Annotated in this window: 25 protein-coding genes and 1 tRNA gene (1 of these 26 only partly in view); 15 read left to right on the top strand and 11 right to left on the bottom strand. The window is 59.9% G+C overall.

Features of this window, described 5'->3' with window-relative positions:
* Positions 1–175 precede the first annotated feature (175 nt).
* Positions 176–445 carry an HU family DNA-binding protein gene (locus ABDK74_RS08725; protein WP_194256215.1) on the top strand — a complete coding sequence of 90 codons (270 nt, stop codon included), beginning with the start codon at positions 176–178 and terminating at the stop codon, positions 443–445.
* Positions 446–450: 5 nt separating this feature from the next.
* Here the strand turns inward: ABDK74_RS08725 and ABDK74_RS08720 are convergent.
* The 5 genes from ABDK74_RS08720 to ABDK74_RS08700 all read right to left on the bottom strand — a co-directional run bounded on the left by ABDK74_RS08720 (position 451) and on the right by ABDK74_RS08700 (position 3,170).
* Positions 451–525, bottom strand: a tRNA-Gln gene (locus tag ABDK74_RS08720).
* A 71-nt stretch (positions 526–596) separates the two neighbouring features.
* A complete protein-coding gene (locus ABDK74_RS08715) occupies positions 597–1,286 on the bottom strand; it encodes a TetR family transcriptional regulator (protein ID WP_346003499.1) in 690 nt (229 codons plus the stop codon).
* 82 nt (positions 1,287–1,368) lie between these two features.
* Positions 1,369–2,193 carry a pyrroline-5-carboxylate reductase gene (gene proC / locus ABDK74_RS08710; RefSeq protein WP_346003498.1) on the bottom strand — a complete coding sequence of 275 codons (825 nt, stop codon included), beginning with the start codon at positions 2,191–2,193 and terminating at the stop codon, positions 1,369–1,371.
* Positions 2,194–2,195: 2 nt separating this feature from the next.
* Complete coding sequence (locus ABDK74_RS08705; protein WP_346003497.1) at positions 2,196–2,702, bottom strand: YbjN domain-containing protein; 507 nt, start codon at positions 2,700–2,702, stop codon at positions 2,196–2,198.
* A 177-nt stretch (positions 2,703–2,879) separates the two neighbouring features.
* Positions 2,880–3,170: an accessory factor UbiK family protein gene (locus tag ABDK74_RS08700; protein WP_062107038.1), complete on the bottom strand. Its 291-nt coding sequence runs from the start codon at positions 3,168–3,170 to the stop codon at positions 2,880–2,882.
* An 81-nt stretch (positions 3,171–3,251) separates the two neighbouring features.
* Between ABDK74_RS08700 and rfaD the strand changes: the two genes are divergently transcribed.
* From rfaD to pgeF, 3 genes are read left to right on the top strand one after another with little or no spacing between them, the layout of a single operon-like run.
* Positions 3,252–4,232: an ADP-glyceromanno-heptose 6-epimerase gene (gene rfaD / locus ABDK74_RS08695; protein ID WP_346003496.1), complete on the top strand. Its 981-nt coding sequence runs from the start codon at positions 3,252–3,254 to the stop codon at positions 4,230–4,232.
* Between the two features lie 26 nt (positions 4,233–4,258).
* Entirely contained in the window at positions 4,259–5,077 is an 819-nt protein-coding gene (gene lgt, locus ABDK74_RS08690) for a prolipoprotein diacylglyceryl transferase (protein WP_099287309.1), read from the top strand.
* Positions 5,070–5,849: a peptidoglycan editing factor PgeF gene (gene pgeF, locus ABDK74_RS08685; RefSeq protein WP_346003495.1), complete on the top strand. Its 780-nt coding sequence runs from the start codon at positions 5,070–5,072 to the stop codon at positions 5,847–5,849. The genes lgt and pgeF overlap by 8 nt, the downstream gene beginning before the upstream one ends.
* Here the strand turns inward: pgeF and ABDK74_RS08680 are convergent.
* Both ABDK74_RS08680 and ABDK74_RS08675 read right to left on the bottom strand, forming a co-directional pair.
* A complete protein-coding gene (locus ABDK74_RS08680; protein ID WP_346003494.1) occupies positions 5,807–7,000 on the bottom strand; it encodes an acyltransferase in 1,194 nt (397 codons plus the stop codon). The genes pgeF and ABDK74_RS08680 overlap by 43 nt on opposite strands.
* Before the next feature lie 119 nt (positions 7,001–7,119).
* Positions 7,120–9,225, bottom strand: a complete 2,106-nt coding sequence (locus ABDK74_RS08675; protein WP_346003493.1) for a catalase — start codon at positions 9,223–9,225, stop codon at positions 7,120–7,122.
* 212 nt (positions 9,226–9,437) lie between these two features.
* On the opposite strand from ABDK74_RS08675, the gene ABDK74_RS08670 reads away from it, so the two are divergent.
* Positions 9,438–10,313: an SDR family oxidoreductase gene (locus ABDK74_RS08670; protein WP_346003492.1), complete on the top strand. Its 876-nt coding sequence runs from the start codon at positions 9,438–9,440 to the stop codon at positions 10,311–10,313.
* A 16-nt stretch (positions 10,314–10,329) separates the two neighbouring features.
* Here ABDK74_RS08670 and ABDK74_RS08665 read toward each other — a convergent pair whose 3' ends face one another.
* Positions 10,330–11,661: an MFS transporter gene (locus ABDK74_RS08665; protein ID WP_346003491.1), complete on the bottom strand. Its 1,332-nt coding sequence runs from the start codon at positions 11,659–11,661 to the stop codon at positions 10,330–10,332.
* A gap of 197 nt (positions 11,662–11,858) precedes the next feature.
* Here ABDK74_RS08665 and ABDK74_RS08660 point away from each other — a divergent pair, with 197 nt between their 5' ends.
* Together ABDK74_RS08660 and pth are read left to right on the top strand one after the other, a co-directional pair.
* On the top strand, positions 11,859–12,515 hold the full coding sequence (locus ABDK74_RS08660) for a 50S ribosomal protein L25/general stress protein Ctc (protein WP_346003490.1): 657 nt from the start codon (positions 11,859–11,861) through the stop codon (positions 12,513–12,515).
* 4 nt (positions 12,516–12,519) lie between these two features.
* Positions 12,520–13,089 (top strand): aminoacyl-tRNA hydrolase, encoded by a 570-nt coding sequence (gene pth / locus ABDK74_RS08655; protein WP_346003489.1) that lies wholly within the window; start codon positions 12,520–12,522, stop codon positions 13,087–13,089.
* Here pth and ABDK74_RS08650 read toward each other — a convergent pair.
* Positions 13,058–13,855 carry a CPBP family intramembrane glutamic endopeptidase gene (locus tag ABDK74_RS08650; protein WP_346003488.1) on the bottom strand — a complete coding sequence of 266 codons (798 nt, stop codon included), beginning with the start codon at positions 13,853–13,855 and terminating at the stop codon, positions 13,058–13,060. The genes pth and ABDK74_RS08650 overlap by 32 nt on opposite strands.
* Before the next feature lie 94 nt (positions 13,856–13,949).
* Between ABDK74_RS08650 and ABDK74_RS08645 the strand changes: the two genes are divergently transcribed.
* The 7 genes from ABDK74_RS08645 (at position 13,950) to ABDK74_RS08615 (ending at position 18,799) form a co-directional block, all read left to right on the top strand.
* On the top strand, positions 13,950–14,396 hold the full coding sequence (locus tag ABDK74_RS08645; RefSeq protein WP_346003487.1) for a hypothetical protein: 447 nt from the start codon (positions 13,950–13,952) through the stop codon (positions 14,394–14,396).
* Entirely contained in the window at positions 14,393–14,689 is a 297-nt protein-coding gene (locus ABDK74_RS08640) for a transcriptional regulator (RefSeq protein WP_346003486.1), read from the top strand. The genes ABDK74_RS08645 and ABDK74_RS08640 overlap by 4 nt, the downstream gene beginning before the upstream one ends.
* A gap of 124 nt (positions 14,690–14,813) precedes the next feature.
* Positions 14,814–15,908: a redox-regulated ATPase YchF gene (gene ychF / locus ABDK74_RS08635; protein ID WP_194256111.1), complete on the top strand. Its 1,095-nt coding sequence runs from the start codon at positions 14,814–14,816 to the stop codon at positions 15,906–15,908.
* Positions 15,901–17,169, top strand: coding sequence for a glutamate-5-semialdehyde dehydrogenase (locus tag ABDK74_RS08630; protein WP_346003485.1), 1,269 nt, complete (start codon positions 15,901–15,903; stop codon positions 17,167–17,169). The genes ychF and ABDK74_RS08630 overlap by 8 nt, the downstream gene beginning before the upstream one ends.
* A gap of 32 nt (positions 17,170–17,201) precedes the next feature.
* Positions 17,202–17,789, top strand: coding sequence for a nicotinate-nucleotide adenylyltransferase (locus ABDK74_RS08625; RefSeq protein ID WP_346004195.1), 588 nt, complete (start codon positions 17,202–17,204; stop codon positions 17,787–17,789).
* Positions 17,790–17,887: 98 nt separating this feature from the next.
* On the top strand, positions 17,888–18,340 hold the full coding sequence (rsfS, locus tag ABDK74_RS08620; protein WP_346004194.1) for a ribosome silencing factor: 453 nt from the start codon (positions 17,888–17,890) through the stop codon (positions 18,338–18,340).
* Positions 18,341–18,799 (top strand): 23S rRNA (pseudouridine(1915)-N(3))-methyltransferase RlmH, encoded by a 459-nt coding sequence (locus tag ABDK74_RS08615; protein WP_041111584.1) that lies wholly within the window; start codon positions 18,341–18,343, stop codon positions 18,797–18,799. It begins immediately after the preceding gene.
* Between the two features lie 27 nt (positions 18,800–18,826).
* Here ABDK74_RS08615 and ABDK74_RS08610 read toward each other — a convergent pair whose 3' ends face one another.
* Positions 18,827–19,543, bottom strand: coding sequence for a CHAP domain-containing protein (locus ABDK74_RS08610; protein ID WP_346003484.1), 717 nt, complete (start codon positions 19,541–19,543; stop codon positions 18,827–18,829).
* Between the two features lie 172 nt (positions 19,544–19,715).
* Positions 19,716–20,066, bottom strand: coding sequence for a RidA family protein (locus ABDK74_RS08605; RefSeq protein ID WP_099287303.1), 351 nt, complete (start codon positions 20,064–20,066; stop codon positions 19,716–19,718).
* Positions 20,067–20,219: 153 nt separating this feature from the next.
* Here ABDK74_RS08605 and ABDK74_RS08600 point away from each other — a divergent pair, with 153 nt between their 5' ends.
* Positions 20,220–20,533: the start of an MBL fold metallo-hydrolase gene (locus ABDK74_RS08600; RefSeq protein ID WP_194256107.1), read on the top strand. It continues 337 nt past the right edge of the window; only the first 314 of its 651 coding nucleotides appear in the window; the start codon lies at positions 20,220–20,222; its stop codon lies beyond the right edge, outside the window.

Genomic DNA, 20,533 nt, shown 5'->3' with positions numbered 1-20,533 from the left:
CGCCAAAGGAAGGAAGAAATGTTAAATTCATGATATTATGGTTGTTTATGAACCAGATCTATATGAAATATTACGATATATCGAAAAGATGGGCAATTTGTCCGTTAATTCGCTTAAGCGGCATTTCTGTACCGGAAAGACCCGATCAGTACTGAGTAAATCCGGAGTTTTATTCATGAGCAAAGCTTTTCTTGCCGCAGTTCTTCAGGATTCCATGAATTGCACCGGGGTTGTCGCCCAGAGAGCCGTCAATGACATGATTGAGGCTATTATCGAGGAATTACGGGAAGAGGGAGGGTTCACGTTGCCTTCATTTGGAACGTTCACGGTTTGTGAAACAAGGGCACGACAGGCGATCAATCCGAGAACTGGAGAAGCCGTCGATGTTTCTGCGGGACGAACCGTAAGGTTCAAGGCCAGCCCTGGGCTGAAGCAGTCTGTCTGAAAGGCTGGCTGGGGTGGGAGGATTCGAACCTCCGCGTGGCGGAATCAAAATCCGCTGCCTTACCGCTTGGCTACACCCCAATCGATGCGCCCCGGGGAGCGCATCCTTTCGGACTTCTAGTCCGAACCGGTTGCCTTCGTAAAGTCCGAAGTCAGGATTCCAGTTCGAGATCGTGATCAGGCAGGCCGGTTGTGTTCAGGGCCTCGTCCATTTTGCGCCGCGCTGAGGGCTTGAGGATGCCGTAACGCTCTGCACGATCCAGCGCGGTATCAAGGGCAGCCATGGTCGCGGCCAGATCCGGGCTTTCGTCTTTTTCCCAGGCCCGCATGGCATGCGCCCAGACAGCGGCCAGAACATTGATTCGGAAAATGCCACCGAAACCCGTGCAGTCGATTCCGGCGGCCTCTGCCAGCCATTTCATGGAATCAAGGGTTGTGCCGGCCAGAAAGGCAGCCAAAGCCGGGTCGTAGGGCACGGCCTGAAGGACAGCACGGACGCCTTCGCGATATTCCTGAAAAATATCGAAACGGCGCATGATCAGGTCAAAGAGATATTCGCGCAGCGTGCCGCCATTGCCGTCGTCACGCAGGGCGCTGGCATCGGCCAAACGTCCAAGCTGGAGCAGCAGCAGGGCTTTGACGGGATAGCGTTTGCGGACTGTCTCGACCGGAAGGTCGGCGTCCCGTGCGGCTTCCACGAGCGAAAAGCGGTGCCAGCCTTCGCTTGCGGCGAGGGACAGGGCGGACTGGAGAAGGGCGGCGTCGAAAGCTTCCTGCGCCAGATCCGGCGGACCACTCAGTGCCATGTCGTCGGATTCAAAGGGGTCCTGCCGTCCGTCCATTCGGGTCTCCTGTCGAAAGCGTCTTGTTCTATTGGTGGGAGCGTTGCGGTCTGCCGACAAGCTCTCTCCCATAAAGAAACCGTCAGCCAGCGAGTTCGTCGGCCCGTTTTGTAGCAGCGTCAATAGCTTTTGGAACCGTCTGGGGCCAGGCATCGGGTTTCATGAGGACGGCCAGCGCCGCAGCGGTGGTACCATTGGGGCTGGTGACGGCCTTGCGGAGGTCTTCGGCGCTTTCGGGCAGATCGTCGAGCATACGTCCTGCACCATAGATTGTTCCACGGGCCAGACGGCGGGCGACATTTGGCGCCAGACCGTGTTGCTGCCCTGCTTTTTCCAGCAGTTCGGCCAGAAGGAATACATAGGCGGGCCCGGAGCCGGAAATGGCTGTGACGACCGACAGATCGTCTTCGTTTTCGACTGGTACAACGTCTCCGACCGCAAATAGCAGATCGTGACAGATGGATTTCTGTTCGGGGGTGGCGGCGCTCGAGGCAAAGAGACCGCTGATCCCGGCACCCACCGAGGAGGGTGTATTGGGCATGGCGCGCAGGACCGGAATATCCGCGCCTGCAAGCCGGATAGAGTCCGACAGTGCTTCGCAGGTGCGACCGGCCATGACGGAGAGCAGGGCGGCACCGTTCAGGCGGGGCCCCAGAGCCTTTCCAAGCGCGTCGATCACGATTTCGGCAACGCTGGGTTTGACGGCGAGGACGATGATGTCGGGTTGGAAATCGGCCGGGATTTCGGCGGCAGTCCGGACGATGGTGACCGTATCGTCCGGACTGGTTCGGTGTCGGTCGAGGACGACGAGGCGTGGCGGGGTTGGGGAGGCGAGCCACCCGTCGAGCAGCGCGCCTCCCAGCTTGCCGCACCCTGAAAGAAGGATTGAAGGGACGGAGGATGGCACGATCAGGCGTCTCCCACACAGTCGAGCATGGCGGCGTCTATGGCCTCCTGCGGTGTTTTTCCGCCCCAGAGCGCGAACTGGAAGGCGGGATAAAAGCGTTCGCATTCGGACATCGCGATTTCCACGAGGTCTTCCATGCTTTCGCCGGGCAATGTCTGCACGCCGCGCAGCAGCAGCGTATGTCGGTAGGACGGGGTGCCTGTGTCGGGATCGACGGCGAAATGGCCGATCCAGAGGCGGTTATTGGCAAGGGAAACGAGTTCGTGGACGGCCGGACGGCGCTTTGCGGGGGAGCGCAGATCCATGATGCAGTTCAGATGCAGGGCCGAGAGCTCGTCGGACCATGTGAAATACAGGGAATAGTCGCACCATTGTCCGGGTGCTTGGGCGGCCATTTCGGACGGGCCGAGGCGTTCGAACTCCCATTCATAGAGGCCCATGACCTGTTCCATCAGGTCGAGCGGATGGGATTCTGTTTCCGTGGTGAGTGAGGTGCTCAGGGCAGGCATGGCGGGTCTCCCAAGGCCGTGGAGCCTGGCACCGGCCTGGCGCCGGTGCGGCGCTCCAGATGTCTGCGGCCGGAAGCGGAAAACCGCTCCCGACAGCAGTTACGTTATGGAGCCTTTGCCTCGGGTGCAAGCATTACGTGTTACAATAGCTACACGGTCTTGGGTGACTGTTGCAGATTAGCCCTGCGGGCCGCCTTTTTCTTCAGTTGCGAGTTCTTCGACAGCGGCAAGACGCGATTCGATTTCGGCCAGACGCTGTTCGGTGGCGTCCTGTGCCATGCGGGCGCGGGTTGCCATTTCCTGTACCGCGTCGAATTCGTCACGGCGGACGAGGTCGAGACTGTTGAGGATTTCGTCCACGCGTGTGCGGACGATGGCATGAAGCTCCTCGCGGGCGCCGGTCACGGCGGAAAATGCGTTACCGGCGAGGCCAGCGAGGTCGTCGAAAAAGCGGGGTCTGTCAGCCATGATGAAGTTCCTGCTGTTCTGCGGCGTGTCGTGTCGGGCGCGTCGCTTGGATCGTTATCGGGGGCAGACTATACAGGAAGGATGATTATCGTCACCGGCGGGGCCGGATTCATTGGTTCGTGTCTTCATTCCGCCCTGCGTCGCCGGGGCTTGCGGACGATCGTGGTTGACCGGCTCAGGGACGGGGTGAAGTGGCGCAATCTGGCGTCCCATGCGCCGGATCGCATCATCACGCCTGATGAGCTGGAAGGTTTCCTTGCGTCCGAACCGGATGTCGAAGCCGTGTTTCACATGGGGGCGATCAGCGCCACGACGGCGCGGGACGGAGACCTCGTCTGGTCGAGCAACGTGGACCTGTCGCAGACATTGTGGCGCTGGTGCGCGGCGCGGGGTGTGCGGATGATCTATGCGTCTTCTGCCGCGACTTATGGAGCAGCGGACCGGCCTGAGATGTTCCGTGACGGGCTGGAGGGCATCGATGGTCTGAGGCCGCTGAACCTGTATGGCTGGTCCAAGCAGGCCTTCGACCTCTGGGTGAAGCGGGAAATCGAAGCCGGAGCGTCTGTGCCGCCGCAATGGGCCGGGCTCAAGTTCTTTAATGTCTATGGGCCGAACGAATACCACAAGAGGTCGATGATCTCGGTCGTGAAGGTCAAGTACGACGAGGTTGTGCAGGATCGTGCGGCGAAGCTGTTCCGCTCGGATGTGCCGGGACTGGCTGACGGGCAGCAGCAGCGGGACTTCATCTGGGTCGGGGACGTTGTGAACGTCATGCTGTGGCTGTTCGATCATCCGCAGGTCAGCGGGCTGTTCAACTGCGGAACCGGCGTGGCGCGGAGTTATCTCGATCTGGCGCATGCGGTGTGTGATGCTGCGAAGCGAGCGCGGGATGTCGAGTTCGTGGACATGCCCGAGAAGCTGCGCGGGCAGTACCAGTCTTTTACCTGTGCGGATATGAGCCGCCTGCGCGCTGCGGGTTATGATGCGCCGTTTACGTCTCTTGAAGATGGAATCGGGCAATATGTGCGCGACTATCTTTCCCGTTCCCACCCCAATCTCTGAGAGCCGATTCCGTGAGCCATCCCCTGATCTTCCCTGATTTTGATCCGGTTGCCTTTCATGTCGGCCCTCTTGCGGTGCGCTGGTATGCGCTGGCCTATATGGTGTCGTTCATCATTGCGCTGCCCATTGCGAAGCGCCTGAACCGTCTGTCGCCGGAAGTGGCGACGAAAGAGCAGGTCGATGACTTCCTGTTCTACGCCATTCTGGGTGTGCTTCTGGGCGGGCGGCTGGGTTATGTCCTGTTCTACCGGCCGATGGATTATTTTTCGCACCCGCTGGAAATCTTCAAGACGTGGGATGGCGGGATGTCGTTTCATGGCGGGGCGCTGGGCGTTATTCTGGCGCTGGCCTATTTCAGTTGGAAGAACCGTCTGAGCTTTCTGGCTTTTGCAGACCGGATCGTGCCGGTGGTGCCGATCGGGTTGGGGCTTGGGCGCTGTGCGAATTTCGTAAACGGGGAGCTGTGGGGGCGTCCGGCGTCTCCGGATCTGCCCTGGGCGATGATTTTCCCGACGGGTGGGCCGATTCCGCGTCATCCGTCCGAATTGTATGAAGCCCTGACCGAGGGTGTGCTGCTGTTGTGCGTCATGCTGTTCGCGGCCAGCCGTCCGGCGGCGCGGGAGCGGTTCGGGTTCCTGTCGGGGCTGTTCCTGTTCGGCTATGCCTGCGCACGGAGTTTCTGCGAGTTCTTCCGCCAGCCTGATGCGAATATCGGGTTCCTGTCCGGGGGTACGACGATGGGGCAGTTGCTGTGTATTCCGATGGCACTCGCGGGGATGGGGCTCATGGTTTACGCGATGCGGCGCCCGGCCCAGATTTCGGCTCGGGTGTCGGCGCATGTCTGAGGCCGTGCTGACGGGATCTGTTCTCAAGGTGCCGCACGGGTTCTTCACGCGTCTCGGAGGCGTATCGCCCGCGCCGTATGACAGCCTGAACTGTTCGTTGTCCTCTCAGGACGATCCGGCGAATGTGGCGGAAAACCGGGCGCGGGTGGCGCGGGCGATTGGAGTGGAACCGGATCATCTACTGGGCCTGAAGCAGACGCATAGTGACATCACTGTGCCTGTGACGTCCGAAACGCCTCTGTGGGTGGCTGGAACCGGGCAGGTCGGGGATGCGCTGGTGACGGATCGGCTGGAGATTGGCGTGGGCGTTATTACGGCGGATTGCGGACCGGTGCTGCTGTCTTCTGAGGATGGGCGGATTGTGGGTGCGGCCCATGCGGGCTGGCGTGGCGCTGCGGGCGGGATTCTTGAATCCGTGGTGGCGCAGATGGTTGCGCTGGGTGCCACGGGGATTCGTGCCGTTGTCGGGCCATGCATTGCACCGGCGAGCTATGAAGTCGGGCCGGATATGCGGGATGCGGTTCTGGCTTACGGGAGTGTTGGGGAAATCTTTTTCCGTTCAGCGCCCCGTGCCGGGCATTTCCTGTTTGATCTGCCGGGCTATTGCGGGTTTCGTCTGGAACAGGCCGGAGTCCGGAACGTGCAGATTCTGGGGATGGATACGCTGACGGATCCGCGTTTCTTCAGCCATCGCCGCCGGACCCTCGCGGGCGGTGGGCATATCGGGCATCAGATTTCGGCGATCCGCCCGCTGGCCTCCCCACTGGGCTGAGGGCGGCGAAGGCCGGATTTCTCCAGCAGCCAGCGATCGGCGGGGCGTGAGAGGAAACGGTCCACGAGGACGCCGAGGCAGAAGGACAGGCCGAGGGTCGGGAGGAACCAGACCCAGCCGAACGTCCAGTTTTCGCCAGTGGCCTTGAACAGGTGAACCATCGGCATGACCACAAACATATGGCTGAGATAGATTTCGTAGCTCAGTCTGCCCCAGTGGCGCGGCCATGCCAGAAAGCGACTTGCGGTCGCTTTGCCCCAGCCGTTGTAGAAGGCGAGCAGCAGGGCCGCGCAGGATACTGTGAAGAATAGCGGGGCGCCGTAATTCAGGGTCTGCCAAAGAACGTGGCTGTTCAGCAGATAGAGACCGACGCCGAATGTTCCGATCCAACCCAGCCAGGGCGTGAGACGCGCGAATGTGAACGGAGACATCCGGTGCGCCAGCAGGGCTGTACAGACGCCCATGGCGATTGCAGAAATGCCCGGTCCATAGGCTTCGTCCTGCCAGATTTCAGAAGCGTCTCGGATCTGCCATTCCGCAAAAGGCAGGGACAGGGCCAGAAGGACGAAAACGCAGACGAGAAGTCTGGGGCCGATCAGTTTTGGAATGCGTCCGCTCAGAAGGCAGAAGATCGGGAAGGCCAGATAGAACAGTTCCTCGACCGACAATGACCACAATACGTCCCAGTTCGCAGGCAGGTAGTTCGTCTGTGCTTCGTACAGGTTCAGATGCATGAACAGGGCTGCGAAGATGGCGCCGGGCAGTGTCTGGTTTTCGTGATGGAAAAGGAAGTCAGGCACGCCTGCGAGCTTCAGAACTGCGAGAATCCCGAGCAGTACCAGCAGACACGGCAGGATTCGGCAGGCCCGGCGACCGGAGAACGCGACAACTTTGATACCGTTCAGACTGCCCCAGCGGCGCAATGTATGATCGGTGATCAGAAAGCCTGAGATCACGAAGAAGATCTTTACGCCTTTGGCGCCGTCCCAGGTGAGGGCTTTGAGCAGAAAAGCAGGGAAGACGGCTGAAAGACCGGTGTGCATCAGGGGGATGCGCAAAGCGAGGTGATGGATGACAACGAGGATGATGGAGATGCCCCTGAGCAGGTCGATCCCCGGATTGCGCTGCGCACCTGTCGTGACTGTCTGCACCCTGAAATCCTATCCTGCAAAAGCGAAACGCTTCTGCAATGGAAATCAGGCATGATTCCGTTCGGAATACGGCAGATATAAAAAAGGGGCGGAGAATGTCTCCGCCCCTTTTTTTCGTCTCAAACGGCGTGGGTTCTGGCTTCCCGGTCCCAGAAGCGCAGATTGCGGCACAAGGTGATGAAGTTCTGTAAATCGCCCGCAGCTTTTAGTGGAACGATGCCGTCATCCATGTCTTCAGGGGTGATGCCGCCTTTGGCGAGAAGGGGTTTGGCTTCCGCGCCGTAGCCGATGAATTTGGCATGGGCGAAGGCGTCGGCCACAAAGTCCCGGGCCGTGGCTTCACGGGTCAGGAGCTTCGCACCCTCTGCGGATGGGAGCAGGACCACCGCATCGTACAGGACCGATGGCGCACCGACGATCTTCTGTCCTGCCGGGACGAGCTTGCCATCCGTGGTTTTCACGCCGCCGACGGCTGGAGCGACAAGTTCGATGGTTGTCCCTTCTGCTTCTGCAGCTTTCATCAGGGCTGTGAGCAGTTCCGCATCCGTACCATCGGTAACGAGCACGCCCAGCTTGCGGCCCTTGAAGGTCTTGGGGCCATTTTTGAGGATGCTGAGCGGGTTCGAAGCCGGAAGGCCCGTTAGCGGCGTGCGCGCTGCCGGAGCAGGAGCCGGCATTTTTTCCAGACGCAGACCTTCGGCCACCGCTTGAGCAAGGGTTTCATCGACATTCAACAAATGGGCGACCACGCGAGCGCGGATGGCGGGCGTCAGACATTTGCTGAGCTCAAAGACGAAGGCGTCCTTGATATGCGTCTGTTCGGTGGGCGTCTGGCTGGCATAAAACTGGCGGGCCTGACTGTAGTGATCGGCGAACAGCTCTCCGCGCTCGCGGGTTTTGCGGCCGTTCAGTTCCTCTGCATAGGGTTTGTAGCCGGTCTGCGGGTTTTCACGTGGTCCCATCCCCCAGGAGTTTGGCTCATAATTTGCACGCCCTTTGGGGTTGTGCATGGCCATGTGTCCGTCCTGCTGGAAATTATGGAACGGGCATTTGGGTGCGTTTATGGGAAGATGCGTGAAGTTCGGGCCACCGAGGCGCTTGGTCTGGGTGTCCAGATACGAGAAATTCCGACCCTGCAGGAGCGGATCGTTGGTGAAGGCGATGCCCGGAACGACGTTCTGGGTACAGAAAGCCACCTGTTCGGTCTCGGCGAAGAAATTGTCCACCGTGCGGTTCAGCACGAGGCGTCCGATACGACGGACAGGAACGAGTTCTTCCGGGATCAGTTTGGTCGCGTCGAGAATGTCGAAGTCGAATTTGTCTGCAAAGGCGTCGTCGAAAAGCTGCACGCCCAGCTCCCATTCCGGGAAATCGCCGGAATTGATGGCATCCCACAGGTCCCGGCGATGGAAGTCCGGATCAGCGCCGTTGATCTTCACGGCTTCGTTCCACACAACGGATTGCAGGCCCTGTTTCGGCTTCCAGTGGAACTTCACATAGGTGGATTTGCCTTCGGCGTTCACGAGGCGGAAGGTGTGGACGCCAAAGCCTTCCATGAAGCGGAAGGAACGCGGAATGGCGCGGTCGGACATGATCCACATCAGCATGTGGACGGTCTCGGGAGAGAGCGATGCGAAGTCCCAGAAATTGTCATGGGCGGACTGTGCCTGCGGGAAGCCGCTGTCAGGCTCTTCCTTCACCGCATGGACCATATCCGGGAATTTGATGGCGTCCTGAATGAAGAAGACGGGCATATTGTTGCCCACGAGATCCCAGTTGCCTTCTTCGGTATAGAGTTTCACGGCAAAGCCCCGCACGTCACGGGCCAGATCAAATGAGCCCCGTCCGCCAGCCACGGTCGAGAAGCGCACGAAGGCCGGGACACGCTTACCGATTTTTCCGAGGACGCTGGCGGTCGTGTAGTCGGACAGGGAGTCGGTCAGTTCGAAGAAGCCATGGGCGCCATATCCCCGGGCATGGACGACGCGCTCGGGGATGCGCTCGTGATCGAAATGGAAGATCTTTTCCCGGAAATGAAAGTCTTCGAGAAGGCTGGGGCCACGTGCCCCCGCCTTCTCGGTGTTCTGGTCGTCCGAGATGGGGACGCCCTGCTGTGTGGTCAGGGTCGGGATATCGCCTGTGGCCACCTGATGGGTAGCACCCTGCGGGCCGCGCTCGAAAGTTTGATCGCCGATAGTGACGGTCGTGCGTTTGTCCGTGCTCATGAAATGCACCTCTGGCTGCAAGCCCGGAAAAGCGCGGGCTTCGGGACGCCTGGATAAGAAAGTCGCCCCTCCCACAGGAAAGGCTGCGCCCATAAGAAAGCGCCGTCAGGGGCAAGTGTTCCTGAAATAAATCCGTGAAAATTTCTGAACCCGCCCGGAAGACGCGCCGTTAAGGCGGCAATACTGTCCCATGACGACACAGGAGTGTTTCCATGCCAGCCGATCCCCGCACCTGCTATCCGCGCCCGCCTTTCAAAGGTCAGACGCAGGCTTTTCCCGGTCTTTCGGAAAAGATGGTTCCGAAACCTGATTATGGGGAGAAAACCTATAAGGGGTCCGGAAAGCTGACGGGGCTAGCGGCTCTGATTACAGGGGGCGATTCCGGAAACGGTCGGGCTGCGGCGCTGGCTTTTGCCCGGGAAGGGGCTGATGTCGCGATTTCGTATCTGGAGACGGAAACCGACGACGCCCGGAAGATCAAGGCCGAGATTGAAGCTGAAGGCCGGGCCTGTCTGCTGTTGCCGGGCGACATTCGAGAAGCGGCGCATTGCCGGGAGATGATCCGCAAAACCGTCGAGGCATTCGGAAAGCTCGATATTCTTGTGAACAATGCGGCTTTCCAGAAAGCCCGTGCGAAACTGGAAGACATTTCAGACGAGGAATGGAAGCGCCATTTCTCCACGAACACGGATGCATTGTTCCATCTGACGAAGGCCGCGTTGCCGCATCTTCAGGCGGGCGCATCCATCATCAATACGTCTTCGGTCAATCTCAAGACGGCGCCGGAGCTGCTGGTACCGTATTCCATGACGAAGGCGGCAATCGCGAATTTCACGTCCAGCATGGCGCAGCAGCTCGCCGGGCGAGGCATCCGGGTCAATGCGGTGATGCCGGGACCGATCTGGACGCCGTTTATCGTCACGGGCATGCCGGAAGACGAACAGGAACATCTTGGTTCCGATGTGCCGTTGGGCCGTCCCGGACAACCCGCTGAACTGGCGGGTGCCTATGTTTACTTCGCTGATCCGATGAACAGCTACACGACGGGCGCGCTTCTGGCGGTCAATGGTGGTGTGCCGATGATCTGACACGGATCTCCGGAACTCAGATCTGTGCGAACGCCTGCTCGTCGTCGAGCGGGCGTTTTTCTGTTCTGGGGCCGAAGAGGAGCGTGACGGTGGCACCGGACAGGAGGATCAGGGTGGTCAGGCCGAAGACGCCGGGAAAGCCGGCGATTGGGTAAAGCCAGCCGATCAGGATGGGTGAGGCGATGGCGCCGAGACGGGCGATGGCGGATGCAAGTCCCATGCCCCGAGCACGAAGGGCGGTCGGGAAGAGTTCGGGGGTGTAGGCGTAAATGCCGCCGAAGGTGCCGTTCATGAAAAAAGATAGCAGCATGCCGAAGATCAGGACTTCGGTTGGGGTCTGGCTGGCCGCCATACCGATGGCGCTGAGTGCTCCGGAGACCATGAACAGCGCCACGGTTCCGCGTCGTCCCAGGCGGTCGGTGAGCAGGGCGGCGCAGGCATAGCCGGGGAGCTGGGCGAAATAGATCGAAATAGCGTAACCGAAGCTACGGGTGACGGTCATGCCGCGTTCGATCATCAGGGTCGGGATCCAGGTGAAGAAGGCGTAGAAGCTGAAGGTGATGGCCAGCCACATAGCCCAGCTCATGAAGGTGGAGCGCCGCAGATTTGGGGCGAACAGATCCCGGACGGGTCGCAGGGAAGGAGCACCACGATCGGTCGTGGTGGTCAGGCCAACCGCGAGGCCAGCGCTTTCCTCGATATCGCCGACGATCCGGCAGGCTTCAACAGTGCGTCCGCGTTCGTCGAGCCAGCGGGGGGATTCGGGCAGAGCGCGTCGCCACCACAGCAGCATCAACACCGGAAAACCCGTCAGTGCCAGAGCCCAGCGCCAGCCATCCTCCATTGCGGGGACGAACATGAATCCCAGAAGCGCTGCCGTGACGTACCCGAAGGAGTAGAATCCGGTCAGGGCTGCGGTGAAGGCTCCCCGATAGCGGGCGGCGACGAACTCGCTGAGATAGGGCGCGATGATGGTGGCTTCCGCCCCCGCGCCGATCCCGGAGAGCAGGCGGCACAGAAAAAACGCGGTGAAGGAGGACGATCCGGCGGAGAGCAGGGAGCCGATGGCGTAAATGGCCAGTGCGCTCATCATGACGCGGCGGCGGCCGGAGCGGTCTCCCCACCAGCCGGACAGCAGGGCGCCCAGCCCGTAGCCGAGATAGGTGGCGCTTCCGAGCAGGCCCAGCGCCGGGCCGCTCAGATGCCATTGGTTTTTGAGCATCGGGAGTGCGAAAGCGACAATCGCGGAATCGAGGCCGTCGAACGTATAACCCAGGCCGCCGAGGAACAGCAGTTTCCAGTGAAAGCGGGTAAAGGGCAGGCATTCGATGCGGGCGGCGATGCTCATCGGTGGGGATATCTGCCGGAAACTGTGGAAACGGAACGCAATCGTAGCGGTCGCGGGATGGGATGGTCCAGAGGGGGAAGCAGGGCGTCTGAGTCCGAAAATGGTTGTATCGGTGGCGGTTTTCCGCTACTCCGCGCCTCGCACAGGCACCCCTGGAGGTCTGTGATGAATGAAATTCAATACGCAGGAGCGTAACAGTGGCTAATTTGACGACACTTGCTGTCTCGACGCGCGCGAAGGCTGGTAAGGGGGCAGCGCGCGCAACGAGACGTGAGGGCCTCGTGCCGGCCGTGATCTACGGTGGCAAGGAAGAACCCTCCATCATCGCACTTGATCCGCGCGTGATCATGAAGGAACTGCATCGCGGTGGCTGGTCCTCGCGCGTGTACAACCTCGCTGCCGAAGGTGCAGAGCCGGTTGCGGCCCTGATCCGTGACGTGCAGCTGCACCCGGTCACCGATGCCCCGATCCACGTGGATTTCCAGCGCGTTACGGCTGGCACCAAGATCCACGTTGAAGTCTCCATCGCTTTCGTTGGCGAAGAGAAGTCCCCGGGCATCAAGCGTGGCGGCGTTCTGAACGTCGTGCGTCATTACATGGACGTGCAGGCTGATCCGGCGAACATTCCGGAACACTTCACGGCAGATCTGAGCGGTCTTGAGATCCACGACAACGTGCGTTGGACGGATCTTAAGGGCACCGAGGGTGTTGTGCTGACGGGTGGCCAGAACACGGACATCGTCATCGCTTCCATCGCTGCGCCGACGGTTGATGCCGAAATGGAAGCTGAAGCCGCTGCAAAGGCTGCCGCTGCTGAAGCTGCTGCTACCAAGCCGGGCGCAAAGAAGAAGTAATGTCATGAGGCTCTGGACCGGTCTCGGCAATCCCGAGCCGGGGATGAGCCGTCATAGACATAATATCGGCTTTATGGCGGTCGATGAGATCGCCAAGCGCCACGGTTTTTCACCGTGGCGCAAGCGTTTCCGGGGGGAGACCTCCGAAGGCGTCATCGGGGGGCAGAAGATCCTGCTCCTCAAGCCGATGACGTATATGAACCTGTCAGGCGACAGCGTTCAGCAGGCCGCGCAGTTCTTCAAGATCGCGCCGGACGATATCACTGCATTTCATGATGAACTCGACCTTGCTTTTGGCAAGCTGCGTATCAAACGCGGCGGTGGTGCTGCGGGGCATAATGGCTTGCGTTCCATGGACAAATGTCTGTCGGGGCCGGATTACTGGCGTGTGCGGATGGGAATCGGTCACCCGGGGCACAAGGATCGTGTGACGGGACATGTGCTGGGCAATTTTGCCAAGGCGGAAGAGCCGGAACTCGAGCGCTGGCTTGAGGCTATGGCCGACGCAGCCCCTCTGCTGGCGAAAAAAGAGCACGAAGCCTTCATGACAAAGGTTGCCCTGCTGGCGGCGTAACAGCGCTTCGGTTGAAATGGCCGGTCAAAACAGGCCTGACGAACAGGGCAATGACGTCCATCAGGGCGTGAAGCCCCATCAGCCAGATCAGGGGTGTTCCGTGAAGCGCGCGGAGCATGAAGATCAGGCCGATGATCGTCGTGATCAGCACGCCTTTACGCCCCTGATACCAATGCATGCCTCCGAACAGCAGTGTTGAGAGCGCTGCTCCGGCAATCAGGCTACCGGTGAGCTGCCCTACGAGCAGGGGAAGAGCCAGACGGAAGAAAAGCTCTTCTCCCAGACCCGCATTCAGACAGAGCAAAAAAGCCAGTCCGGCTTCGGGCAGAGTGCGTGGGATCAGGGCGGAAAAATTGCCAAGAGGGTTGAGAAGCGCGGGTCGCTTCAGTTTGCGGAGCAGAATGAACACGCCCGCGATGATCAGAAGCCCGCAGGCGAATCCAATGAAAAAAGCTGGCGACGTTTCAGTTGGCGTCGTGCTGGCCGGTGTTGCCGGTGCGGACAGGCGCAATTGGACGATGGATGTGGGCTTCAGGGATTCGGGTAGAAGCCAGAGTGTCACGAGGCCACCCAGATCGAAGAGCAGCACACTCTGGAACAGCCACTTCAGATAAAAGCGGCGGCGTGCATGAGTATGGATGGCTGTGCGGAAGAACTTCCAGTCCTGCATTCCCCTGCGACTGTGATGGACGCAGGCGGCCAGCAGGACTGCGAGCCAGAGGATTGCCAGAATTCTTGCGGCCAGACTGCTATGCAGGATTGTCATGAATGGGTTCTCTTTCCATATTGGAAAGTTAGATCATCATTTTCCAATATGGAAAGTCAAGGCTGTGCAGCAGGATGGATTCGGAACTACGGATGTGAGCAGTCGGGATGATGCGCGTGCGCAACTGGAAGCGCTTGACGCTTTCAGGAACAGGCTTCCGAAAGAGCTGGTCTGTCCGTGGTGGAATGCGCCGGTCATGGGTGGGCTTCTTGCGCTCCTGACCTTTGCCATGAGTCTCGATCCGCCCTTTATGTTTCTGCTGGAAGGGCTGTGCGTCGCGTTGATGGGGATTTTCTATTCGCTCGCGCGGCGGCGGATGGGATATTTCGTCAATGGATACCGTCGGGGGCGGACCCGAAAGATCGCAATCGGCATGGTTCTGGCGGTTTATGCAATGATGGCGCTGTCGGGAGCGGGGGCGAGGGTGCTTCATCAGGCGTGGCTGCCGTGGATTGCGACTTTGGGCAGTTTTGCGATTGGCTATGGGGTGGCGCTGCTCTGGCGGAGGGCCTGGCAGGCTGGTATGACAGCGCGGTTGTGACGGCTGTTCCCCAATTCGATCCTGTTATTCATCCTCCGGTCCGGTTGCAGCTTGCTGCGGCCCTGTCGGAAGTGAACGACATGGAATTTGGCCGGGCGCGGGATCTGTTGGGTGTGAGTGACTCGGTCCTGTCCAAGCATCTCGCGCAGATGCAGGAGGCGGGCTATGTGCGGTTGCGCAAGGCGCCTCTGGGGGGGCGGCAGCGAACCTGGCTGGTTCTGACGGTGCAGGGGCGTACGGCGCTGAAGGCGCATGTGCGGGCCTTGCAGGATCTGGCGGGAATCGTGGGCTGAATGCCTGTTTTGCAAGGGTAAGAGGTTGTGAGCCTCTCCGGTTTCTGCGAACACAGGGCAACGGATTTTTCTGGAACGGGTCGTTCGCGTTCGAGCGATCTTTTAATGATGATGGAGAGCACGAATGGGTTTCAATTGCGGCATCGTTGGTCTGCCTAATGTTGGCAAGTCCACGCTGTTCAATGCCCTGACGGAAACGGCGGCGGCACAGGCTGCGAATTACCCGTTCTGCACCATCGAGCCGAATACGGGACGTGTGGCTGTGCCGGATGCGCGGCTGGATGAACTGGCGCGGATCGGCAAGTCCATCCGCAAGGTTCCGACAAGCCTCGAATTCGTGGACATTGCCGGTCTGGTCCGGGGCGCGTCCAAGGGCGAAGGCCTTGGGAACCAGTTCCTCGCCAATATCCGTGAAGTCGATGCCATCGTGCATGTGCTGCGGTGTTTCGAGGATGACGACATCACCCATGTCGAGGGTGGGGTTGATCCGGTTCGTGATGCGGACATCATCGAGACGGAGCTGATGCTCGCGGATCTGGAAAGCCTTGAGAAGCGCCAGATCGGTCTTCAGAAGCGCGCGCGTGGCAACGACCGTGAGGCGCAGGCGCAGCTTGAGCTTCTGGAGCCGCTGCTTGCGGCCCTGCGGGACGGCCAGCCGGCCCGGACGGCTGTTCCTAAAGGGCAGGAAGTGGAGGCGTCCCGTCTTCAGCTTCTGACGACGAAGCCGGTTCTGTATGTCTGCAACGTCGAGGAAGCCTCGGCGTCCACCGGGAATGCTTTTTCTGAGGCCGTGCGCAAGCGGGCTGAAGCCGAGGGTGCGGGCGTTGTCGTGGTGTCAGCCGCTATTGAAGCGGAAGTCAGCCAGTTACCGAATGAAGACCGGACGGAGTTTCTTGAAGGTCTGGGTCTGACGGATAGCGGGCTGGATCGTGTGATTGCGGCTGGTTACAAGCTGCTGGGTCTGCGGACGTATTTCACGGTTGGGCCAAAAGAATCCCGTGCCTGGACGATCACGGCCGGGACGAAGGCACCGCAGGCTGCTGCCGTGATTCACAACGATTTCGAGCGCGGGTTCATTGCCTGTGAAACCGTAGCGTTTGACGACTATGTGGCCTGTAACGGTGAGGCCGGGGCCAAGGAAGTCGGCAAGCTGCGGATCGAAGGCAAGGAATATGTGGTGCAGGACGGTGACGTGTTGCTGTTCCGGTTCAATGTCTGAAGTTGCTTCCGGGGCCATCCGGATTCTGGACGGTCTGGCGGATCATGCCCGCCGGGCCTCCCGGAGTCTGGCGCGCGCCAGCGAGGACACCCGTAATTTTGCGCTGTCCGAAGCTGCGAAGGCGTTGCGGGAACGGTCTGATGCGATTGTTGCGGCCAATCAACAGGATCTGGCTGCCCTTTCAGAAGACCGGAACGCAGCCTTTCGCGATCGTCTGACGCTGACGCCAGAGCGTGTTGAGGCAATGGCGTGTGGTCTGGAAGATGTCGCACGTCTGCCGGACCCGGTCGGGCGTGTTCTGGCGGAATGGGACCGGCCGAATGGTCTGCATTTTCGGCGCGTTGCGACACCGCTTGGCGTGATCGGCATGATCTATGAAAGCCGCCCGAATGTTGGTGCGGATGCCGCGGCGCTTTGCATCAAGTCGGGTAATGCCGTGATTCTGCGTGGAGGCGGGGAGAGCCTGCATTCCGCACGGGCGATTCAGGCTGCGATGGAAGATGGATTGCGGGCTGCCGGGCTGGATGAGGCCTGTGTGCAGATTCTGCCGTCTGCCGATCGTGCTCTGGTGGGAGCCATGTTGCAGGCTTCGGGGCAGATCGACCTGATTATTCCGCGTGGTGGCAAGTCGCTTGTGGAGCGTGTGCAGCGAGAAGCGCGCGTTCCGGTTCTTGCTCATGCAGATGGTCTGAATCATACCTATATTCATGCAAGCGCTGACCCGGCCATGGCCCGGAAGGTGTTGCTGGATGCGAAAATGCGCCGGACGGGCGTCTGCGGTGCGACTGAAACGCTGCTGATTGATGCTGCGATTGCGCCGACGCTCCTGCCATTGCTGGTTCAGGATCTGAGCGCAAAAGGATGTGCGTTTCGGGCAGATGACCGGGCGCGTGCGATTGTCCCGACACTTGAAGCGGCCCGGCCTGATGATTTCAGGACGGAATGGCTGGATTCGGTGTTGTCGATTGCTGTTGTGGACGGTGTCGAGGACGCTTTGGATCACATCGCCCGGCATGGAAGCTCGCATACCGAGGCCATTATTGCCGAAGATGCGGAGGCCGCGGCTGAGTTTCTCAACGGGACGGATAGTGCGGTTGTGATGTGGAATGCATCCACGCAGTTCTGTGACGGTGGGGAGTTTGGATTCGGCGCGGAAATCGGCATTGCGACGGGGCGAATGCATGCGCGCGGCCCGGTGGGGCTCGAACAGCTTACATGCTATCGCTACGAGGTGATCGGCACCGGACAGGTGCGGGGCTGAGCAGTATTCCGACGTCTGGCGACGGCCGGAACATGCGGATCGGCCTGCTGGGTGGGTCTTTCAACCCGGCCCATGCCGGGCATCTCATGTTGGCGCGACGGGCATTGCGGGCGCTGCGGCTGGATCAGGTGTGGCTCATGGTCTCGCCGGGGAATCCGCTCAAGCCGGGCAAGGGGATGGCGCCGTTCAGGGTGCGTCTTGCCTCTGCGGAGCGGATCGCGGATGGGCGGCGAATCGTTGCGACCGATATCGAATCCCGTCTGGGCCAGCGCTTTACCGTCAAAACCGTGGCATTGCTGAAGCAGCGATTCCCACATGTTCGCTTTGTGTGGCTGATGGGAGCGGACGGACTGGCGCAGTTGTCCCAATGGAAGCGCTGGCGCCGGTTGGCTGCGATGGTTCCCATAGCCGTTGCCCCCCGTCCGGGAAGCGTTTCGCCTGCGCTGAGAGGGGCTGCAGCATCTGTTTTGCGGCACCAGAGGCAGCCTTCGCGGGAATCTCCTGTGCTTGCAGAGCGAAAAGGCAACGCATGGACGTTCCTTTCTGCGCCGCAGAACGATATATCGGCTACAGCGTTGCGTGAGTCCGGCCAGTTTCGTCCGGAATCCGATCAGGAGTAAAAACCATCACCAAGACGACCTCTCCCGAATCGCAGGCCAAAAAGCCTGTGCGCCGGAAAACCAGCTCCCCCGATGCGGCACTGGCCGAGGCTGCCAAGGTGCCGGGAACGGCTCGCAAGAAGGCTGCTGTCGCCGGACCGAAGAAAACGGCCGTCAAGCGCGAAGCCGTGCAGCCGGACGTTCTGACCAGCATGCTGACAGTCATCACCACAAGTCTGGATGAAGACAAGGGTGAAGACATCGTTGTGCTGGATCTTGTCGGACGTGCGAATTTCGCAGACCGCATGGTCATCGCGACCGGTCTTGCCGATCGTCAGATTTCTGCAATGGCGCATCACATCGAGAAGAAGCTCAATGAGATCGGCATCAAGCGCATCCTGATCGAGGGCGCGAATGGCACCGACTGGGTTCTGATCGATGCCGGCGATGTTGTTGTCCACCTTTTCAAGCCGGAAAGCCGCGAGCTTTATGGTCTGGAGCGGATGTGGGGCACCGATCTGGATGGCAGCGAAAACGAAGTCGCGGTCGGACAGGGCGAAGAGCAGGACTGAATGAAACTGGTCGCAATCGGCCGGCTCAAAGCCGGGCCGGAGCGCGAACTGTTCGAACGTTATGCGGGCCGGATCAGGCCCGCCCTGACGGTGACGGAACTCGCGCCGTCAAAAGGCAGCGTCCAGGAGCAGAAACGCAAGGATGCTGCGGCTCTGCTGGGGGCCTGTCCCGATAACGCGCTGATCGTGGCTCTGGACGAGGGCGGTAAGACGCCTGACAGTCTGCGTCTGGCAGAGATGTTGTCCCGCTGGCAGGAGTCCGGACGTCCCATTCATTTTCTGATTGGTGGTGCAGAAGGGCTGGATTCGAGTGTGATCCAGCGGGCCGATTCCGTGATTTCTCTTGGGAAACTGACCTGGCCGCACATGCTGGTCAGGGTTCTGATTGCCGAACAGGTGTTTCGGGCTCAGGCCATCAATACCGGTCATCCCTATCATCGGGAGTCCCGGCCAGACTGAACCGCCGGTTATATATTCCTGATTATATCAGCGAATCGAACGGTCTGGCGCATCCGAAGTGAAGGCGTCGTCCGGTGCTTCAGCAACCTCGGTGCTGAGCATCGGATGGCTCAGTGCATCGGAGCCATTCACGATAGCGCGGTGACGAAAGCCTGAGACGTTCGAGGCACGGGCCAGCACAACATGTGGCGCCGGGGTGCGGTCACCGTCGTCGGAACGGGGATAGATGAAGCCGTATGTCGGGTAGATGCTGCCCAGTCGACCACTACGGTCATTGAGACCAACGCGGACGGCACTCCAGTCATTGTTGGGCGAGACGTCAACGACGCGGACATTGTGCGCGATGCCGTTCGAGGCCCAATGCGACTGATCGATATAGATCGTGCGGCTGTCTTCGACCGAACGCACGACGGCGACGTGGCCGAGGGGCATGCGGCGGATGGCCCGGAAATTCAGGACCGATCCGGCCTGCGGTGCAGAGCCACGGGCATAAACGCCAGCAGCATTATACCACCAGTCCCGCGCATTGCCGTGCAGTTCGACCTCAGAGGCCGTTTTGGCATAGGCGACGCACTGAATGACGTGTGCATAGGAATGATGGTGGCTGATGGAGTGACGGCTATGGAAAACGGACCGTCCGTGATGAGCCGAACTGTGACGGGCCTGAGCCTGTCCTGAAAAGAACGCGACAGCGGAGAGCGCCAGAGCGGAGAGAAAGGTTTTCCGGCAACTTTTATGCTTCACGATCTTTAGGATCCTGATTGGTTGTGTGTTGTTCGGGTTACAGGGAGGTAACAACCTTCCCGCAACCCTGACAAGAGCAGAATGCAGACCTGTGTGTTAAATTTTCATTTCCATGGAAAATCTTTTTGACACCACATCCTGCTGCATTCTCGCCACAATCGTTCGGGTCAGATCATTTCGTTGTCGTGAGCATGATTTCCACGAGAATCTTCGGATCTGCCATCACAGCCTGAACGCAGGCACGGGCGGGGGCTGCGTTTTCCGGAAGCCAGGCGGACCAGAGCGTGTTGAGTGCGGCGCGGTCTGCGATATCTTTCAGCCAGATCTGGGCCTGCAGGATACGGGTGTTGTCGGTGCCGTGTTCTTCAAGGATCTGATCGAGCTGGTCGAGAACGCTCCGGGTCTGTCCTTCGATACCCTGCGACAGGTCGGCTGCGACCACGCCCTGCGTGAAAATGAAGCCATGATATTCGACAGCCTTGGACAGAATGGCGTTAGGTTCCGTGCGGATGATGCGGCTCATGATGATACCTTGGTCTGGAGAGGAAAGGGCGAGAGTGACCTTCCTGCGAAAGGGGGTCAATGATCTGCGCGACACAATCCTTCCGGTTGACTTGTCGTGCGGAGACGGAGCCTGTATCGCCACATCAGAACGGATCGTCTGGAAGGAGGAGTGATGACTCCTTTGTATGCGAAGCGGGTGCCGGTTACGCCCTTGCGGCAGAACTGCACCATTCTCTCGAATGACGCAGGCCGTGCTGTCGTGGTGGACCCGGGTGGGGATGTTGATGACATCCTGCAGGAACTGGGTGACATGCCTGTCGAGGCTATTCTCCTCACACATGGTCATCTGGATCACGCCGGCGGGGCTGCTCCTCTGAAGAGAGCTCTTGAAAAACGGCAGGGTCAGAGTGTTCCGGTTGTAGGGCCGGATCGGCGCGATGATTTCCTGTTACAGAGCATCACGAAACAGGCTGCTGCCTTCGGGCT

Origin of the sequence: Gluconobacter sp. OJB, assembly GCF_039638275.1 — a bacterium.
In the GTDB taxonomy this organism is placed as follows: Bacteria; Pseudomonadota; Alphaproteobacteria; order Acetobacterales; family Acetobacteraceae; genus Gluconobacter; species Gluconobacter cerevisiae.
This window is presented reverse-complemented; position numbering and strand designations above follow the sequence as displayed.

What these genes read in the sequence shown, in the direction of transcription:
- ABDK74_RS08725 (WP_194256215.1), top strand. Translation starts at nt 176, where the DNA reads ATGAGCAAAGCTTTTCTTGCCGCAGTTCTTCAGGATTCCATGAATTGC.
- pgeF (WP_346003495.1), top strand. Translation starts at nt 5,070, where the DNA reads ATGTCTGAGGCCGTGCTGACGGGATCTGTTCTCAAGGTGCCGCACGGG.
- ABDK74_RS08705 (WP_346003497.1), bottom strand. Translation starts at nt 2,702, where the DNA reads ATGCCTGCCCTGAGCACCTCACTCACCACGGAAACAGAATCCCATCCG.
- ABDK74_RS08625 (WP_346004195.1), top strand. Translation starts at nt 17,202, where the DNA reads ATGCGGATCGGCCTGCTGGGTGGGTCTTTCAACCCGGCCCATGCCGGG.
- ABDK74_RS08715 (WP_346003499.1), bottom strand. Translation starts at nt 1,286, where the DNA reads ATGGACGGACGGCAGGACCCCTTTGAATCCGACGACATGGCACTGAGT.
- ABDK74_RS08675 (WP_346003493.1), bottom strand. Translation starts at nt 9,225, where the DNA reads ATGAGCACGGACAAACGCACGACCGTCACTATCGGCGATCAAACTTTC.
- ABDK74_RS08665 (WP_346003491.1), bottom strand. Translation starts at nt 11,661, where the DNA reads ATGAGCATCGCCGCCCGCATCGAATGCCTGCCCTTTACCCGCTTTCAC.
- rfaD (WP_346003496.1), top strand. Translation starts at nt 3,252, where the DNA reads ATGATTATCGTCACCGGCGGGGCCGGATTCATTGGTTCGTGTCTTCAT.
- ABDK74_RS08630 (WP_346003485.1), top strand. Translation starts at nt 15,901, where the DNA reads ATGTCTGAAGTTGCTTCCGGGGCCATCCGGATTCTGGACGGTCTGGCG.
- ychF (WP_194256111.1), top strand. Translation starts at nt 14,814, where the DNA reads ATGGGTTTCAATTGCGGCATCGTTGGTCTGCCTAATGTTGGCAAGTCC.
- ABDK74_RS08605 (WP_099287303.1), bottom strand. Translation starts at nt 20,066, where the DNA reads ATGAGCCGCATCATCCGCACGGAACCTAACGCCATTCTGTCCAAGGCT.
- ABDK74_RS08650 (WP_346003488.1), bottom strand. Translation starts at nt 13,855, where the DNA reads ATGACAATCCTGCATAGCAGTCTGGCCGCAAGAATTCTGGCAATCCTC.
- ABDK74_RS08700 (WP_062107038.1), bottom strand. Translation starts at nt 3,170, where the DNA reads ATGGCTGACAGACCCCGCTTTTTCGACGACCTCGCTGGCCTCGCCGGT.
- ABDK74_RS08615 (WP_041111584.1), top strand. Translation starts at nt 18,341, where the DNA reads ATGAAACTGGTCGCAATCGGCCGGCTCAAAGCCGGGCCGGAGCGCGAA.
- ABDK74_RS08670 (WP_346003492.1), top strand. Translation starts at nt 9,438, where the DNA reads ATGCCAGCCGATCCCCGCACCTGCTATCCGCGCCCGCCTTTCAAAGGT.
- pth (WP_346003489.1), top strand. Translation starts at nt 12,520, where the DNA reads ATGAGGCTCTGGACCGGTCTCGGCAATCCCGAGCCGGGGATGAGCCGT.